Origin of the sequence: Oscillibacter sp. GMB15532 (assembly GCF_041020825.1) — a bacterium.
Taxonomy (GTDB): domain Bacteria; phylum Bacillota; class Clostridia; order Oscillospirales; family Oscillospiraceae; genus Oscillibacter.
Map to the genome: position 1 here is coordinate 57,295 of NZ_JBEVTO010000008.1, position 16,418 is coordinate 73,712.

16 protein-coding genes are annotated in these 16,418 nt (G+C 60.1%); 4 read left to right on the plus strand and 12 right to left on the minus strand.

Annotated elements, in window-relative coordinates; translation table 11 throughout:
- Positions 1 to 41: 41 nt before the first annotated feature.
- Positions 42 to 2,693: a DNA polymerase I gene (gene polA / locus ABVS15_RS10770; protein ID WP_369283679.1), complete on the minus strand. Its 2,652-nt coding sequence runs from the start codon at positions 2,691 to 2,693 to the stop codon at positions 42 to 44.
- A gap of 272 nt (positions 2,694 to 2,965) precedes the next feature.
- Between polA and ABVS15_RS10775 the strand changes: the two genes are divergently transcribed.
- Positions 2,966 to 3,391 carry an Rrf2 family transcriptional regulator gene (locus ABVS15_RS10775; RefSeq protein ID WP_369283680.1) on the plus strand — a complete coding sequence of 142 codons (426 nt, stop codon included), beginning with the start codon at positions 2,966 to 2,968 and terminating at the stop codon, positions 3,389 to 3,391.
- Between the two features lie 69 nt (positions 3,392 to 3,460).
- Here the strand turns inward: ABVS15_RS10775 and ABVS15_RS10780 are convergent, their stop codons facing one another.
- The 9 genes from ABVS15_RS10780 to moaA form a co-directional block, all read right to left on the minus strand.
- The gene (locus ABVS15_RS10780) at positions 3,461 to 5,407 is read right to left on the minus strand and encodes a DUF342 domain-containing protein (RefSeq protein WP_369283681.1); all 1,947 of its coding nucleotides are present in this window, start codon (positions 5,405 to 5,407) and stop codon (positions 3,461 to 3,463) included.
- A gap of 242 nt (positions 5,408 to 5,649) precedes the next feature.
- Entirely contained in the window at positions 5,650 to 6,150 is a 501-nt protein-coding gene (locus tag ABVS15_RS10785; protein ID WP_369283682.1) for a molybdenum cofactor biosynthesis protein B, read from the minus strand.
- Positions 6,151 to 6,193: 43 nt separating this feature from the next.
- On the minus strand, positions 6,194 to 7,240 hold the full coding sequence (locus ABVS15_RS10790; RefSeq protein ID WP_369283683.1) for a sulfate/molybdate ABC transporter ATP-binding protein: 1,047 nt from the start codon (positions 7,238 to 7,240) through the stop codon (positions 6,194 to 6,196).
- Positions 7,240 to 7,908 carry a molybdate ABC transporter permease subunit gene (modB, locus tag ABVS15_RS10795; RefSeq protein ID WP_369283684.1) on the minus strand — a complete coding sequence of 223 codons (669 nt, stop codon included), beginning with the start codon at positions 7,906 to 7,908 and terminating at the stop codon, positions 7,240 to 7,242. The genes ABVS15_RS10790 and modB overlap by 1 nt, the downstream gene beginning before the upstream one ends.
- Positions 7,909 to 8,021: 113 nt before the next feature.
- Positions 8,022 to 8,897, minus strand: coding sequence for a molybdate ABC transporter substrate-binding protein (gene modA / locus ABVS15_RS10800; protein ID WP_369283685.1), 876 nt, complete (start codon positions 8,895 to 8,897; stop codon positions 8,022 to 8,024).
- A 161-nt stretch (positions 8,898 to 9,058) separates the two neighbouring features.
- Positions 9,059 to 10,081 (minus strand): molybdopterin-binding protein, encoded by a 1,023-nt coding sequence (locus tag ABVS15_RS10805; RefSeq protein ID WP_369283686.1) that lies wholly within the window; start codon positions 10,079 to 10,081, stop codon positions 9,059 to 9,061.
- Positions 10,078 to 10,521, minus strand: coding sequence for an MOSC domain-containing protein (locus tag ABVS15_RS10810; protein ID WP_369283687.1), 444 nt, complete (start codon positions 10,519 to 10,521; stop codon positions 10,078 to 10,080). The genes ABVS15_RS10805 and ABVS15_RS10810 overlap by 4 nt, the downstream gene beginning before the upstream one ends.
- Entirely contained in the window at positions 10,490 to 11,005 is a 516-nt protein-coding gene (gene moaC, locus ABVS15_RS10815) for a cyclic pyranopterin monophosphate synthase MoaC (protein WP_369283688.1), read from the minus strand. Before moaC ends, ABVS15_RS10810 begins: the two co-directional genes overlap by 32 nt.
- A gap of 443 nt (positions 11,006 to 11,448) precedes the next feature.
- Positions 11,449 to 12,393, minus strand: coding sequence for a GTP 3',8-cyclase MoaA (gene moaA / locus ABVS15_RS10820; RefSeq protein WP_369283689.1), 945 nt, complete (start codon positions 12,391 to 12,393; stop codon positions 11,449 to 11,451).
- 151 nt (positions 12,394 to 12,544) lie between these two features.
- Here moaA and yqeC point away from each other — a divergent pair, with 151 nt between their 5' ends.
- Positions 12,545 to 13,204 carry a selenium cofactor biosynthesis protein YqeC gene (gene yqeC, locus ABVS15_RS10825; RefSeq protein ID WP_369283690.1) on the plus strand — a complete coding sequence of 220 codons (660 nt, stop codon included), beginning with the start codon at positions 12,545 to 12,547 and terminating at the stop codon, positions 13,202 to 13,204.
- Positions 13,205 to 13,231: 27 nt separating this feature from the next.
- Positions 13,232 to 14,080, plus strand: a complete 849-nt coding sequence (gene yqeB, locus ABVS15_RS10830) for a selenium-dependent molybdenum cofactor biosynthesis protein YqeB (protein ID WP_369283691.1) — start codon at positions 13,232 to 13,234, stop codon at positions 14,078 to 14,080.
- Positions 14,081 to 14,262: 182 nt separating this feature from the next.
- Here the strand turns inward: yqeB and ABVS15_RS10835 are convergent, their stop codons facing one another.
- Both ABVS15_RS10835 and ABVS15_RS10840 read right to left on the minus strand, forming a co-directional pair.
- Positions 14,263 to 15,180, minus strand: a complete 918-nt coding sequence (locus ABVS15_RS10835; protein ID WP_369283692.1) for a ketopantoate reductase family protein — start codon at positions 15,178 to 15,180, stop codon at positions 14,263 to 14,265.
- Between the two features lie 62 nt (positions 15,181 to 15,242).
- Positions 15,243 to 16,133: a hypothetical protein gene (locus ABVS15_RS10840; RefSeq protein ID WP_369283693.1), complete on the minus strand. Its 891-nt coding sequence runs from the start codon at positions 16,131 to 16,133 to the stop codon at positions 15,243 to 15,245.
- Positions 16,134 to 16,172: 39 nt separating this feature from the next.
- Here ABVS15_RS10840 and ABVS15_RS10845 point away from each other — a divergent pair, with 39 nt between their 5' ends.
- Positions 16,173 to 16,391, plus strand: a complete 219-nt coding sequence (locus tag ABVS15_RS10845) for a hypothetical protein (RefSeq protein WP_369283694.1) — start codon at positions 16,173 to 16,175, stop codon at positions 16,389 to 16,391.
- Positions 16,392 to 16,418 lie beyond the last annotated feature (27 nt).

Sequence of the window (16,418 nt, forward strand, 5' to 3'; positions counted from 1 at the left end):
GGTTCTCCTTATTCAATGCATCGGGCAGGGACCTGCGTCCCTCAGCCCTTGGCGTCCAGCCAGTTTTTGCCCCAGTGGGCGTCGGCGGTGAGGGGGACGGACAAATGAGCCACGCCCTCCATTTCCTCTTTCAGCAGGGCGGAGGCTTTCTCCGCGTCGGCTGCGGGACACTCCACAATCAGCTCATCGTGGACCTGAAGCACCAGCCGCGCCTGCGGAAGCTCGGCCTTCAGCCGTTTCCACACGGCAATCATGGCCAGCTTCATGATGTCCGCAGCCGTTCCCTGAATGGGCATGTTCAGCGCCACCCGCTCGCCAAAGGAGCGGAGATTGAAATTGCTGGAGCTAAGCTCCGGCAAATCCCGGCGGCGGCGATACAGCGTTTCCACATAGCCGTCCGCCCGGGCCTGCTCCACCACGCGGTCCATATAGGCCCGCACGCCGGGGAAGGAGGCGAAATACGCGTCCATATACGCCTTAGCCTCCTTCTGAGTGGTGCCAATGTCCTGACTGAGGGAGAAGGCGGAGATGCCGTACACAATGCCGAAGTTCACGGCCTTGGCCCGGCGGCGCATCTCGTGGGTCACGTCCTTCCGGTCCACGCCGAAGACGCGGGAGGCGGTTTCCGCATGGAAATCCCCCCCGGAGAGAAAGGCGGCGCGCATTCCCTCGTCACCGGAGATATGGGCCAATAGCCGCAGCTCAATCTGGGAATAGTCCGCGTCCACCAGTACGTTTCCAGCCTCGGGAACGAACATCCGACGGATTTCGCTGCCAAGGTCCGTCCGGGTAGGGATGTTTTGCAGGTTCGGCTCCGTGGAGGACAGCCGCCCGGTGGCGGTGACGGTCATCTGGAAGTTGGTGCGTACCCGCCCGTCCGGGTCTAGTGCTTTTAATAGCCCGTCGGCATAGGTGGATTTCAGCTTGGTCAGCTGGCGGTATTCCAGCACCGCGTCCGCCACGGGGTGTTCCCCCCGCAGCTTTTCCAGCACGTCGGCGTTGGTGGACCAGCCGGTTTTCGTCTTCTTTCCGTGGGACAGGCCCAGCCGGTCAAAGAGAACCTCACCCAACTGCTTTGGGGAGTTAATGTTGAATTCTCCGTCTGCCAGTCGATAAATATCAGTTTCCAGTTCCTCCGCCCGGCGGCTTAAAAGCCCGCCGAAATCGGACAGGGCCTTGGCATCCACCCGGCAGCCCGCCAGCTCCATCTCCGCAAGGCAGCGGCACAGGGGCAACTCAATCTCCTCAAACAGCTCCCACTGTCCCCGCTCCCTGAGCTTCGGCTCCAGCGCGGAATACAGCGCGTCCACGGCGGAAGCGTGACTGCAAAAGGCTGCTTCTGCGGATGTCCGGTCCCCCAAAAGGGCAAAGGCGTCGGGGTCCAGATGCAGGGGCTTTGGCAGCTCCTCGTTAAAATAGGAGACAAACAGCCGTCCCAAATCATAGCTCCCGGCAGTGGCGTCCAGCAAATAGGCGGCCAGCGCAGTGTCAAAGATAAATCCCTCGGCGGGCAGGCCGTTTGCCAGTAGCAGCCGCATCAAATCCTTTACGTTGTGAGAGACTTTCCTGATGCTGCCGGAGAATAGGGAGGAGAGGAGCACGTTCCAGTTTCCCTGATAGCGGTCGAAAAACAGCTCCGCTGTTACGGCAGTGTCGCCCCCCGTCTCGCAGCAGACCACCACCCCGGTGAGGTCCGGCAGGGCCAGCAGGGAAACGTGGTCCGAGCAGCGCCAAAGCTCCAGCAGCTCGCCTGCCTTGACGGTCGTTTCCACCTGCTCCACCGTGACGGTAAAGGCTTTTTCTCCCTCGGCGGGGGCGGAAGGCTCCTGCCGGAGGCCGAACCGCTCAATGAGCTTGGAAAATTCCAGCTTTAAAAATAGGGGATAGGCCTCGGACCCCGGAGCCTTGGCCGCGTTTGCCGCCGGGTCAAAGTCCAGCGGCGCGTCTGTTGCGATGGTGGCCAGCCAATAGGAGTGGCGGGCGGATTCCTCCCCCTCCGTCAGTCGCTTCAGGGCGGCGGGCTTCGCGTCAATCTCCGGCAGCTTTTCGTAAATCGCGTCAATGGAGCCATATTTTTGAATCAGGGCCATGGCGGTCTTCTCGCCCACGCCGGGAACGCCGGGGATGTTGTCCGAGCTGTCGCCCATCAGGGCCTTTAGATCAATCATGTGAATGGGATCAAAGCCGTATTCCTCCCGGAAAGACCCGGGAGTCATGTCTTTGGTGGTGGTCTGGCCCATGCGGGTGGAAACCAGCTTCACTTTCGTGGTTTCCGTGATAAGCTGGAGGGAGTCCTTGTCCCCCGTCACCACCACGCAGTCCCAACCCGCGGCCTCGCACCGGCGGGACATGACGCCCAGCCAGTCGTCGGCCTCCCAGCCCTCCGCTTCATAGCGGGGAATGTTCAGCGCGTCCAGTACCTCTTTTAAAACCGGAACCTGCATTTGAAGCTCCTCCGGCATGGGCTTCCGGGTGGCCTTATAATTCTCGTCCGCCTTGTGGCGGAAGGTGGGGGCGTGGAGGTCGAAGGCAACGCAGATCGCGTCGGGCTTTTCCTCGTCCCGCAGACGCAAAAGCGTGGTCAGAAATCCGTAAATTGCGTGAGTGTACAGCCCGTCCCGTGTGGTGAGGGGGCGGATGCCGTAATAGGCGCGGTTTAAAATGCTGTTGCCGTCGATGGCCATGAGCTTCATAGAGGGGGCCTCCGCTCTTTTGAATTTACGGCCGCGCTTTGCGCGCCGAAGCTGTCTAAAACCATAGTATACCGCATTTTACCCATAGTGGCAACCGTTATGAGCTTTCCCAAGAAGAAAAACCCCTTAGGAAGAACCTTTTGCAGTCCGTGCAGTCGGAGAAAAAAGAGAAGAAAACAGCGCTCATTTTCCCCAAAAACGCAAAAGAGGAAAAATACTCTTGAAATCCCACAATTCCTATGGCAAAATAGGAGAAAGACGGGAGGTGCGCCATGAGAATATCCACGAAGGGCCGCTATGCGCTGCGGCTGATGATGGACCTCGCCTGCTGCCCGGGCAGCGATCCGGTGGCGTTGAAGGACGTGGCGGAGCGGCAGGAGATTTCGCTGAAATATCTGGAGCAGATTGTGGGACTTTTGGGCAAGGCAGGATTCGTCCGCAGCGTCCGGGGTCCACAGGGAGGCTATCGCCTTTCCCGCGCGCCGGAGAATTATACGGTGGGGGAGATTCTCCGCCTGACGGAGGGGAGCCTTGCCCCGGTGTCCTGTCTGGAGGATGATGAAAACCTGTGTGAACGGTGCAGCCAGTGCGGGACAGTGGATTTCTGGTCCGGCCTGTACGCGGAGATCAACCGTTATATCGACAAGTTTTCTCTGGCGGATCTGGTTGCGGCGGAAGAGCGCAAGTCACAAATATAGAAACAACCTAAAAAAGAAAGCAGCAGCCTGTCGAATCCTTTCGGCAGGCTGCTGTGTATTTACGTTGCATCAGACAAATTTGATGTCCATTTCCTCCGTGTCGAACACGGCGGTGCAGTTGTGGGCCACAGTTTCGATATTCCGGATGGCGCTGCCAATGGTCAGCCGCACGCCGGGGTACACCGTGCCGCCCTCAAGGCGGCACCGATTCAGATGGCTCAACGCCTCCATCAGCTCCTGCTGGCGGGCCAGCAGGTTTTTTTCCCGCTCGGTCATCTGCACCAGACTGCTGTGGGCCGCCTGAATTTCCGAAGCGGAGCGGCGGTCCTCATGGCCCTGATCCTCCATCCGTTTTTTCAGATACATCGCCCGTTTCAGCAGTTCCGAGGCTTTGTCCCGCAGGGTTGCCAGCTCTTTCCGGTTTGCGTGGAGTTCTTCCCGGATTTCGGGCTGGACGCCCAGCGTGATTTCCGTGGCCCGACCGGACTGAGAGCCGATGGAGTTGGCTTTAATGCGGTTGACGGCGACCACCTGCCCGCCGATGATGCTGCCCCGGCTGCCTGCGGCCACCACCGAATCGCTGCAAAAAATGCGGGAGGTGAGGATGTAATCGGATTCCAGACACTCTGCGTAGACAGTGCAGTTTTCAAGATGCCTTGCCCGCACATTTTTTCCCCGGATGACGGCCTGATTGTTGCCGGACACGCCTGCGGAGATGACCACGTCGCCCCCCGCCTCCACCGAGGCGGCCTCCACCATGCCGTTAATGGATATGCTGCCTGTGGCCTTCACAGAAAACTGCTCCCGCACGTCGCCCTGAATGGTCACGTCTCCGCGAAAATCGATATTTCCTGTGGAATAATCCACGTCGGAGGTAATATTCAGGAGGTTTTTGACATGGAACTTGCCGTCCCGAAAGTCCAGGAAGCCGTCCATATCAGCAAGGAGCTTTGTGCCGTCCTCGCTAAGGGCGGTGTTGCTTCCCGCAGGGACTGGAGCGGGATTCACCGCCTTGGGAGGAACGGCAACGCCGTCCACCCGTGTTCCGGCAACACCCTCCGTGGGAGGGTGGATGTCGCAGATGGCTGTGCCCTTTTCGATGACCTGCACGCAGCTCTGGGCGCGGTAGTCCACCGTGCCGGTGTCCTCATTCCCTGAAAAGCGGGAGAAATCCCGAGGAAAATGCTCCTTTGTCCAGCCATCCTTCCCCTGTGTGGGAAGGGTGCCCCGGGCTACGGGACACAGGCGGAAATAGGGCTTTTTTGTAAAGACGGAGAACAGGGAGCGCTGGTCCACGCCAAAGGTGACGTGGGCCTCACGCAGCAGGGCCTGTCCGTCCGCCACGGTAAGATGCTTACCGTTTCCGCTGGGGGGCAGCAGAAACAGCCATGCCGCCATGCCGTCCTCAGAGAGGACGACCTGTGCCATTTCATCCACATCCGGGGGTTCGGCGGGAGTGGAAGCATCTCCTCCGGGCACAGCGGTTTTTTCGTCGGAAAGGGAAGAAGAGGGCAATTCTCCTCCGGGCGCAGGGGAAGAATTCTCTTCCGTTTTCCCGGCAGCCGCCTGTGCGGTGGCCTGGGCCTGCGCTTCCTTGGCCGCGCGGGCCTGGATAAACACTCTCTCCATCACCAGCCAGCGCTGAGCCAGCGGAAACAGATCTCTTAAAATTTTGATGATGCTTGCTTTTATATTTTCCGGGGGAATGTCCATGCCGCCCTGCGCCGAAGTGAGGGATGACAGAGCAGGCAGCCCCGGCTGGTCGTATTTTTTCCAGACCTCCGCCAGCGGGCTATCCAGCGGAATGGGGAAAAAGTTTTCCTGAATAGCGGGCTGCGCCGGCTCCTCCGGGGTAATCTGCCTGTCGGGATGCGTCTCCGGCGTCTGTTCATCGGAACCCATCTGCGGCAGTTGCTCGTCGGGGCCCGTCTCCGGCGGCTGCTCGACGCGACTTTTGTCGCGCGTGCCAAAGCCGCCAAAAAACCTTTTGAATTTCCCAGCGCTGCTTTCCGACATTATGATCACTCCCGTTTTTTCATCTGCGCCGCCCCGGATTTGGCTGTAGGGTATCGGCTGTGTGCTCTTATTCACAAAGAAAAATGTTACAGAATTGCACAATTCAGCATAATTGTACCACAAAATGTTTCCAAGGTCAAATAGATTACCGCGCTAAATTTATAAAAAACGACGACTTTAGGGCTTTTAAGTACTACAAATGCAAAAGCGGCCCCGCCGATTCCCGGCGGGGCCGCTTTTTGTCAGTCCTTTAATTTGGCGCAGTCCGCCTGTTCGCCGGAGAGCATTTGCAGCCCGTGGTCCAGCGTGGGCAGGACAGATCCCAGATTTTCCTTGGCGGCCTTGGGGCTGCCGGGGAGGTTTACAATCAGGGTCCCACCCCGGATGCCTGCCGCCGCCCGGGACAGCATGGCCCGGGGCGTGACGGACATGGACGCACACCGCATGGCCTCGGGAATCCCCGGCGTCGGGCGGTCGCAGACGGAAAGGGTGGCCTCCGGCGTCACGTCCCTGGGGGAGAAGCCGGTGCCTCCGGTGGTGAGAATCAGGCGCACGTCTCCCGCGTCGGCCCACTCCCGCAGAATGCGGGCGATTTCCTCCTGCTCATCCGGGACCACGGCGGTCCGCACGACCTCGTACCCTGCGTCTTCCAGCATTTCAGAGATCAGCGGGCCGCCTCCGTCGGGGCGCTCCCCGCGAAAGCTTCGGTCGCTGACGGTTAAAACAGCGGCTTTCCAGTTCATCAAACTCCTCCTTATGGCGCACAGTGCGTAAAATGCGTCGGATTCAGGACCTTTCCAGCAATAGAATATCCTCCGGCCTGACGGACACGGTGACGGTTTTTTCTCCATCATGCGCCGCCCACGCAGCTTTGTCAAGTTCCATCCGCAGCAGCGGCGCATTCTGCACCGCGTCAAATGGGCGCAGCAAGACAATGGTTTCAAACACATCGTCGATGACCTTTTCCACAGCGCAGGAAAAGGCGTTTTCTGCCCCTTCGGCGGCAAACCGGACGTGATGGGACCGGATACCCGCCACGCTTGTCTCGGGAGGGACGGCGCGGCCGCAGGAAAGGCTTATCCCCCATTCGGGGAGGAGGACCGTTCCAGCACCGGGCACGGCGGCGGTAAAGTTTTTGCAGCCGGAGAGTCGGGCGGCGGATTCGGTGCCGGGGGAGCGGAACAGCTCCTCCAGCGTCTGCACGGGCTGGCTCTTTCCGCCGTTCATCACGCAGACCTTGTGGCAGTTGCGCCAGGCCTCGCCCCGGTCGTGCGTGACCCATAAAACTGAGCCGGGGAAGGAAGAGAGGGTTTCCGCCAGCTCCAGTTCCAATTGATATTTAAGGTAGCTGTCCAGCGCGGAAAAGGGCTCGTCCAGCAAGATCGCCCGGGGCTGGGAGGCCAGAATGCGGGCCAGCGCCGTGCGCTGTTGCTGCCCGCCGGAAAGAGCGGCGGGGCGCTTTGCGGCCACGTCCTCCAGCCGGAACTGGCGCAGCTTTTCCGCAACTACATTGTCCCGCTTGGTCCGGTCCTTCACCGCCACGGCAATGTTCTGCGCGGCGGTCATATTGGGGAAGAGGGCGTACTGCTGGAAGAGATACCCCACCTCCCGCCGCTGGGGCGGCAGGTCGATTTTGGCGGCGCTGTCAAACAGCACCCGTCCGTCCAGCTCGATGCGCCCCTCGTCGGGGCGGAGAATGCCCGCGATGCACTTGAGCGTCACGGACTTTCCGCAGCCGGAGGCTCCCAGAAGTGCAAGTGTTCCATTCTCCGCTGTAAACTGCGCATCCAGAGAAAACGACCCCAGCCGCTTGCGGATATCCACATGAAGCATCAGCGTTTCCCCCCTCTCTGCCGGGATTCCAACAGATTCACGGCCAGCAGTACCACGGCCGAGATGGCGAGGTTCACCAGCACCCAGCGGGTGGCGCCCGCGTCGTCTCCGGTGCGCCAGAGCTGATAGACAGTGGTGGAAATGGTAGCGGTGCGGCCGGGAGTATAGCCAGCAATCATGGACGTTGCCCCGTATTCTCCCAGCGCCCGGGCAAAGGCCAGCACGGTTCCTGCTAGAATTCCCTGCTTGCAAAAGGGCATCCGCACCCTCCAGAAAATGTAGCTGCCCGAAAGGCCCAGCGTCCGCCCCGCGTCCGCCAGCGTCTCATCAAAGGACTCAAAGGCCCCCCGGGCGGTGCGGTACATCAGGGGGAACGCCACCACGACGGTTGCAAAAATGGCGCTCCACCAGGTCATCACCATTTTTACGCCAAACTGCTCCAGCACCCAAGCGCCCAGAACCCGGTTGGGTCCCAGCAGGCGCAGCAGCAGATACCCCACCACCGTGGGGGGAAGGACCAGAGGCAGCGTCAGCACCACGTCCAACACGCCCTTTACAAGCCGGGGCAAACGGGCGATGTAATACGCGGCCAGCAGGCCCAGAAAAAACACCGCCACGGTGGAGATGGCGGAAATTCTCAAAGAGTTATAGAGAGGATACCAGTCCATGGGAGCTCCTTTCTGCGGGAGACTCCCGCAAAGGCTTTCAGCGCGCAGGGAAAAGGTTGCAGAGCGGCGCGGGAAGACGATGGTCCCCGCGCCGCCCGGAAGTGTGATGTAGATTATGCGGCGGAGAAGCCCACGGCCTCAAAAATCGCCATGGACTCGGGAGTGGAGAGATAGTCGAGGAACGCCTTCGCCTCGGCGGCGTGCTGAGAACCGGAGAGCACAGCGGCGGGATAAATCACCTGACCGCACATTTCGGCGGTGGCGCTGTCCACCACGGTAAGACCGGCGGAGTACGCGTCGGTGGCGTAAATCACGCCGCAGTCCACGGAAGCCTCGGAAACCTGGGTGGTGACTTCCTTCACGTTGGAGCCGTAGGTCAGCACGCCGGCAGTGTTCAAAGCGGCCTCATCCAGCTGATAGAAGGCCAGAATCTTCTGGGTATACTGGCCCACGGGCACGTCGCTGTTGCCCATGGCCATCAGGATATCGCCGGACTTCAGGTGCTCGGCCAGCTGGTCAAAGCTCTCAATGCCCTTGGGGTTGTTTGCGGGAACCACCAGCGTTACCTTGTTTTCCAGCAGATTGATGCGGGTGGAGCCGTCGATCATGTCCAGACTGTCGGGGTTCTTCTCAGCGTCGTCCTTCAAGGAGCCGTCCAGCGCGTTCATCTGCTTCTGCGCGGCGGAGATGAACAGGTCGCAGTCCGCGCCCTCCGTGATCTGAGTCAGCAGGGTGCCGGAGGATTCGTAGGTGGGGATGACAGTGACGTTGGGCGCCACGGTCTTGTAAGCTTCAATAATCTGATCGACCGTCTCCGTCATCGACGCAGCGGCAAAGACGGTGATTTCCACCGGCTCGCCAGCAGGGGTGGAGCCAGCGGCCGAAGAACCCGCGGGAGCGGAACCGGAGCTGGAGCCGCCGGTGGAGCCGCAAGCGGCCAGAGCCAAGGCCATCGCCATGGCCAGCGTGAGTGCAAGAACTTTTTTCATGTGTACAAACCTTCCTTTCATATCTCGGCGGCACCGCCGCCAGGGGCTGCGCCCCGAAGGACGCTGTATTTCTGAACTCCCAAGGGAGATTACAGACCGTGATACTCAATTGAGGCCAACGGAATGAAAAGGGAACGCGCCCTTGTGGGCGCGAAACGCCTTTATCTGCCGAAGGGACAAATGGGCCAGTGACAGGGCTTGCAGCCAAGGCACAAGCCGCCGTTGCCAAGGGACACAATGTCAGTCCGGGTGACGGGTACGCCCGCCGCCACGCGGGGAAGCACCAGATCGAACACCGTGGCGCCCGCAAACATCACGCAGCCGGGCAGGCCCATGATGGGCACTCCGTCTGAAAAATAGCCCAAAAGAAACATGGCACCGGGCAGGACGGGTGCGCCATAGGTGACGATTTCCGCCCCAGCCGCCCGAATGCCGCCGGGAGTGTTGTCGTCGGGGTCCACGCTCATGCCGCCGGTACACAGCACCAGATCCACGCCCTGTGCGCGCACCTCACCAATCGCGGCGGCCACATTTTCCACGCCGTCGCCGGAAAAAATCTGGGTGACGGTTTCAATGCCCACGCCCGCCAGCTTCTTCTTCACAGCGGGAGTGAATCGGTCTTCAATCAGCCCGCTTTTCACTTCGCTGCCGGTGGTGACAATGCCGGCGGTTTTCAGCTTGTAGGGGTGAACGTTCAAAAGGGGCGCGGGACCTGCCGCTGCTTCTGCATCCTCCAGCGTGGACTCCGGCACAATCAGGGGGATGACCCGCATGCCCGCCAGCTTGTCCCCGGAGCGCACCGCCGTGCCGCCCTTGCGGGTGGCCAGCATCACGTCGGGGACGGAGTTCACGGCGAAAAGCCGCTCAGCGTCCACGGTAAAATAGCCGTCACATTCTGCAAACAGCTCAATTTTTCCCTCTTTAATGTCCTCCGTCCGGCGGATGTTCTGTCCCATGGACAAGCCGCACAGCCGCAGTGCTGCGTCGTCCTCGTGGAGCATTCCTGCGTTCAGCTCCCAGACGTACAGATTTTCCTTGCCCATGGAGAGAAGCACGGGAATATCCTCTTCAACCACCACATGGCCCTTGCGAAACCGGGCACCCTTGTATTCGCCGGGGATAATCTGGGTCAGGTCGTGGCACAGAACGTGGCCCACGGCCTCTCTCGTCTTGATCAGCTTCATGCCCCCGCCTCCAGAATCTCGATTTCGTCTCCGGCGCGGACGGTTCCTTCTCGCACCACCACGGCGAAAATTCCCTCGGTGGGCATGACGCACTTGCCAACGGCCTGCTTGATGGCGCAGTCATTGTGGCACTCCTTGCCGATTTGAGTGACCTCCACCTCGGTTTCCCCGATGCGCAGGCGGGTCCCCACCGGCAAATGCTTTAAATCAATTCCCACGGTGTTGATGTTTTCCGCGAAAACGCCCTCGTCCAGCGGAATGGGGCTGGAGGTGCGCATGGAATCCACGCTCTCCTCCGCCAAAAGACTGATTTGACGGTGCCAGTCTCCCGCGTGGGCGTCCCCCACGATGCCGTGGCGGAGCTTTAACTGAATTTCGGGGACGGGGTGTTTCTGGGTCCCTTTCTGTTCACTGATGTTGACGGATGTTACCTTCGCCATATGCTTCCTCCACGGCGTAGTCGCCGCTTTTCCCTCCGCTCTTTTTCAGAAGACGGATGTTTTGAATGCGCATGTCCTTCTGAACGGCCTTGCACATATCATATATGGTCAACGCCGTGGCTGAAACGGCGGTGAGTGCTTCCATTTCAACGCCCGTGACCCCACCGCAGGCGACGGTGGCGAGAATTTCCACCCGGCTGGGGCTGTCCACCAGACGGAAGGAAATGTCGATTTTCGTCAGGGGCAGGGGATGGCACATGGGAATCAGCTCCCAGGTCCGCTTGGCGGCCATAATGCCTGCCACCTGCGCCACCGCCAGAACATCGCCCTTTTTCATGGTTCCGGCCCGGATTTTCTCCAAAACCTCGGGTGAGACGAGAATTTCCCCGCCTGCCAGCGATTGGCGCGCCGTGACAGGCTTTGCCCCCACGTCCACCATGTGGGCGCGGCCCTGCTCGTTGAAATGGGTCAACTTCTGTGCCATGTGTCTACCTCTTACTATTGCAGATGCAAAGCATCTTTAAAATCATTGTGTGCGCTTTCGGCGAAGCCGGAAGCAAACGAAGCGGAGTTTGCGACATCACGCATCTCCCGTCCTCTTCGCGGAAACCTCCGGTTTCCGCGAAAGCGCAGGCGCAGCGGAGCGGTAAGAGCTTTCGCCAGAGGCGTAAGCGAGTATAGCGGAGCTTGCGACATCACGCGTCTCCCGTCCACCTCGCGGAAACCCCGGTTTCCGCGAAAGCGCAGGCGCAGCGGAGCGGTAAGAGCTTTCGCCAGAGGCGTAAGCGAGTATAGCGAAGCTTGCGACATCACGCGTCTCCCGTCCACCTCGCGGAAACCCCGGTTTCCGCGAAAGCGCAGGCGCAGCGGAGCGGTAAGAGCTTTCGCCAGAGGCGTAAGCGAGTATAGCGAAGCTTGCGACTAAGCTCAGCCGCCGATCTCGTTCATATTTCGCAGGGTGTCGCTGCCGCCCTCCGTCAGGTGGTGCCGTTCCGGCTTTTGGGCAATGCCCCGCCGGATGGCCCCCTCCAGCTCCGAGCCGTGAAGCCCTCGGAGCGGCAGCTCTGCATCGCTGTGAAGACAGGGCTTCAGCTTTCCGTCCGCCGTGACGCGGATACGGTCGCAAAGGCCGCAGAACCGGTGGCTCATGGGTCGAATCAGCCCCACCGTGCCTGCCCAGCCGGGCACGCCGTAGCGCGCCGCCGTCCCGGAGGATTTGAGGGGCCGCAGGGCGGGGACCTTTTTTAATACCGTCTCCGCCGGAATGAATCGACTTTTTTCCCACTGGGCACACTCTCCCATAGGCATCAGCTCAATAAAGCGGATTTCCCAGGGCTTACGCTCTGTCAGGGCTACAAAGTCCACGATCTCGTCGTCATTAATTCCACCCATCAGGACCACGTTGCACTTCAACTTTGCAAACCCGGCCCGTTCTGCCGCCGTAATGCCTGCCAGCGCGTCGTCCAGACAGCCCCGGCGGGTGATATGGGAGAAACGCTCGGGGCGAAGACTGTCCACACTGACGTTCAGGCGATCCACGCCCGCATCCCGCAGCGGCGCGGCCAACTCCGGCAGGAGACTGCCATTGGTGGTCAGACACAGTTCCTCCAGCCCGTCAATCGAAGAAAGGCCCCGGCAGATGTCCAGAATTCCGCCGCGCACCAGCGGCTCGCCGCCGGTGAGACGGATTTTTTTCACGCCGCAATTCACTGCTGCCTGTCCGATTTCCACGCACTCCTCCACCGACAGAATCTCCCGGTGCGGACGCTTGAAAACACCCGCCTCCGGCATACAGTAGCGGCAGCGGTAATTGCACAAATCTGTGACCGACAGCCGCAAATATCGGATTGTGCGGCCACAGCCGTCGGTCATAAGCACCTCCGTGATACTGAATAAAGGTGAACGGAATCAGTGTAGCATTTTTGGTAAAGGAAGTCAAGAAAAGATAGTTTTCTGTCATCTTGACGGGAAGAACGGGTTTGTGTTATTCTTCTAAAAGAAGAACGAAAAAGGGGGAAGGCTGATGGACTGGGCGCAGGTGCTGGGAATGCGTCCCGGTGTCACCGCCATCATCGGCGGCGGCGGAAAAACCACCCTTTTGCGCACGACGGGGGAGACGCTTGCAGCCGCTGGGTACAGCGTGCTGCTGTGCTCTACGGCGAAGATATACCCTTTCTCCGATTTGCCCTGTGTGACGGAGCCGGGAGAAGAGCCGCTGCTGGCGACACAGGCGCAAAGCAGGCTCCTTTGCGCGGGGACACTTCTGGATAATGGAAAGCTTACCGCCCCGGCGGTTCCTATGGTGCGGCTGAAAGCCCTATTCGACTATGTACTGGTGGAGGCCGACGGTTCCGCCCGCCTGCCCCTCAAGGCCCATGCACCCCACGAGCCGGTGATTCCGCCGGAGGCGGAGCAGACAATCTGCGTGGTGGGAGCTTCGGGCTTTGGAAAGCCTATCCGGGAGGCGGCCCACAGGCCGGAGCGCTATGCGGCGCTGGCGGGCGTGGGGGAGGACGACTTGGTTACGCCCAGGATTGCCGCCGCCGTGCTGATGGCGGAGGGTCTGCACAACGGGGTTTTCGTCAATCAGGCGGAGCTGGCGGAGTCTCAGGCGCGGGAATTGGTTCGATTATTAGACTGTCCCGCCGTGGCCGGGTCGTTGAAGCTGGGAAAAATATTTTAACCGCTGTTGCGGAAATGGAGGATACCAATGCTGACAGTAATTCGGGGCGCGGGGGATATCGCCACAGGAGTTGCCCTGCGCCTGTGGCGCAGCGGCCTTGCGGTGGCGATGACCGATTTACCCCGCCCCACGGCCATCCGGCGGACGGTCTGCTTTTCGCAGGCCATCGTGCTGGGCAGGGCTGGGGTGGAGGATGTGACGGCCGTCCGGGCCGAGACGGCGGAAGAAGCGCTGGCCCTGTTGGAAGAGGGCGTGATCCCAATTTTGCCGGATCCGGAGGGAGTGTGTATTCCGGAGCTGCGGCCCGATGCGATGGTAGACGCGATTCTTGCAAAGAAAAATCTGGGGACAAGGCTGACCGACGCGCCGGTTGTGGTGGCGGTGGGTCCCGGCTTTACGGCGGGAGTGGACTGCCACGCGGTGGTGGAAACCATGCGGGGGCACACCCTCGGCCGCGTGTATTATCAAGGCGCCGCTTTGCCTAACACGGGGATTCCCGGCCTGATCGGCGGCTTTTCCGGAGAGCGGGTCCTCCGTGCCCCGGCAGACGGGGTGTTTCATCAGCTGCGGGATATCGGGGCCATGGTGCAGGAGGGGGACATTGTCGCCGAGGTGGAGGGGCTTCCCATGCGGTGCACCCTCACCGGCGTGCTGCGGGGGATTCTGGCGGATGGGACGCCGGTGTTCAAGGGGATGAAGGCCGGAGACGTGGACCCCCGGGGGAAAAAGGCCAATTGCTTCACCGCCTCGGATAAGGCGCTGGCAGTGGGCGGCGGTGTACTAGAGGCCGTCCTGCACCTGACCAATGCGTCAAAAGTTTCCGTGATCCCACTTTTTGAGACGGGGAAAACGGTTTCCGGGGAGTTTGAGGGATAGGTCCATCGTCTGCAAACAAAATAGAAAGCGGCCCCGGGGAAATCAGTTCCCCGGGGCCGTTGATTTTGCTTCTTTATTGGACTTCTCACAATGAGCGCGCCTTGTGGGTATATGCGTTCCTGCGGAAAAGGGAATAAAACTGCCGCCCCAATTGCAGCCGCACATGCCGCTGGAAGACCGGCTTAATAGGCGCGTTCCATCTCCAGAACCCGCTGATACAGCCGGTCGTTCACCGGGACGGAAAGTCCGTGCTTCGCGGCAAGGCGGCGGATGGTGCCGGAGAACAGCTCCACTTCGCTTTTGCGGTGGGCTTTTCCGTCCTGCCGCATGGACGGCTCCCCGTCGGCAGGAAGGGCGCAGATGATGGAATCCCATTCCTCCACGTCCCGCTCAGACAAAGCAATTCCCTCCGCGTTGGCCACCAGAACGACCTCCCGCATGGCGCCCAGCATGGCGTCCCGGGCGGGGCCGGGGACCTGCAACCCGCCGTAGCCGCATTCATATACCATCGCAGTCTGATTGCAGCCCGTGTTGCACACCAGCTTGCTCCACAGGTGAATGCGGATGTCATCCGGCAGGACGTAGGGGAAGCCGACCCGGTCGAAAAAGGCGGTGAGTGCCCGCAGGCGGCTTTCGTCCTGTCCAGAGGGAACGCCCAACGCCAGCTCGCCGAAGTCAGAGCAGATAACATGGTTGCCCTCTTTCCGGGTGGGCATTTTCTGGGCCACGCACCACACCACCTTTTCCGCGCCAAAGGTGTCGGAGAGAATCTGTTCGCTGAACACGCCGTTGAGCGCGGAGATCATCACGGTGTCCGGCCCCACAAGATGGCGGCAGCGGTCAATGGCGTCCTCCAGTCCGCTGAATTTCACCGCGAACAGCAGTAGGTCCAGCGGTTCGCGCTCCTGCGCCATGTCGACGTATTGAAAAGCGCAACGTTCGCCGTTGAGATACACGCCTTCGTCTTGATATTTGGCGGTGCGCCCCGCGTCCGCCAGAATTTTTACGTTTTCATAGCCGGCGCCCCGGGTGAGCTGGTGGGCGAAAATCACGCCCAGCGCACCTAAGCCCACAATGCCCACGGTTTTAATCTCTTTCATGGCTGTCTCCCCCTTATCAATCATAAAAAAGGCGGGAGCCTTCCGGCTCCCGCAATGAAGGCTCAGGATGCAATTGTTTCCCGCCAGCGCAGGTCATAGGGCTCGAACTTCACCTTGCTGTATGCGTCCAGGTCCAGCTTTGTGCCGTCCCAGTCGGAGTGAAGCTCACCGGTTTGCTTGATGAGGATGTCATAGAGGATGGCATAGGTCACGCCGTCCCGCTCGTCCCGCTCCACAATGGTGGAATAGGGCAGGGTTTTGTGGTAGGTCATCTCCATGCCCTTATAATCGAAGTGGAAGCCGCAGCGCATCCGGCAGCCGTCCAGTCCTGTGTAGCGGGAGAGTTCCTTCAGGTCGTGGAGAATCGTGTCGCCGCCCTCGTCGTAAAGGTTTTCCGGTGTGGTGGCGGTGTAGTCAAAGCGGAACTGGATGGTGGCCCCGGGGATTTTGCGGAACCGCTCCAGGTAAGGCACCAAATCCGCCTTGGGATAGTCCTTGTACAGCACGCAGTTGATGCGGAAGGGGACCGCCAGACGGCTCAGCAGCGCGTCGTTGGACTCCACCACGTATTTCTGCATGTGGCGGGAGACATTGAGACAGGTGATTTTCTCCCGGTTGCGGCGGGTAAATTCCACGATGTCGCTCTCTGACTGGAACTGGGATACCGGTAGGGTGGTGTTGATATAAATTTTATGGGTAGGGGGGATGCAGTCCAGCATTACCTGCAATGCGTCCAGATCCGCCAGGGGCTCGCCGCCCGTGAACACGAAGTCGCACTCCGGGGTGATGGCGTGCATCTGCCCAATGCTTTGGCAGATTTTTTCCACGGAAAAGCCCGTCAGGTCGGCGTACTCCTCCTTGTTAATGCAGAAGGGGCAGTGGTTGTGGCAGTCATACGGGACAAAGACGGTGACGGTTGCGCCACCCTGGCGCGTCTTGTAGGGATGAATCATGTCGATCGGCCTTTCCTAAAGAATCGAGGAAACAGAGGCATGAAGCTCTCTGAAATGTTCATACGTATACGATTAAATATTCTACTGCATTATTGGGGAGAGGTCAAGGGAAACGGCAAAAAAACAATTATAAAAAAAGCAGAAAGCCGGGGAAATTCTGTGCAGGACCTGTTGAAAACAGCGATTTGCCTGCGGAAAGACCGGGCGTCGGCGTCAGATGGTCGCAGGCGGCGCTGCTTTGGCCGGGTAATTCTTTAAAAATTACACAGACTGTCTTTTGACAAA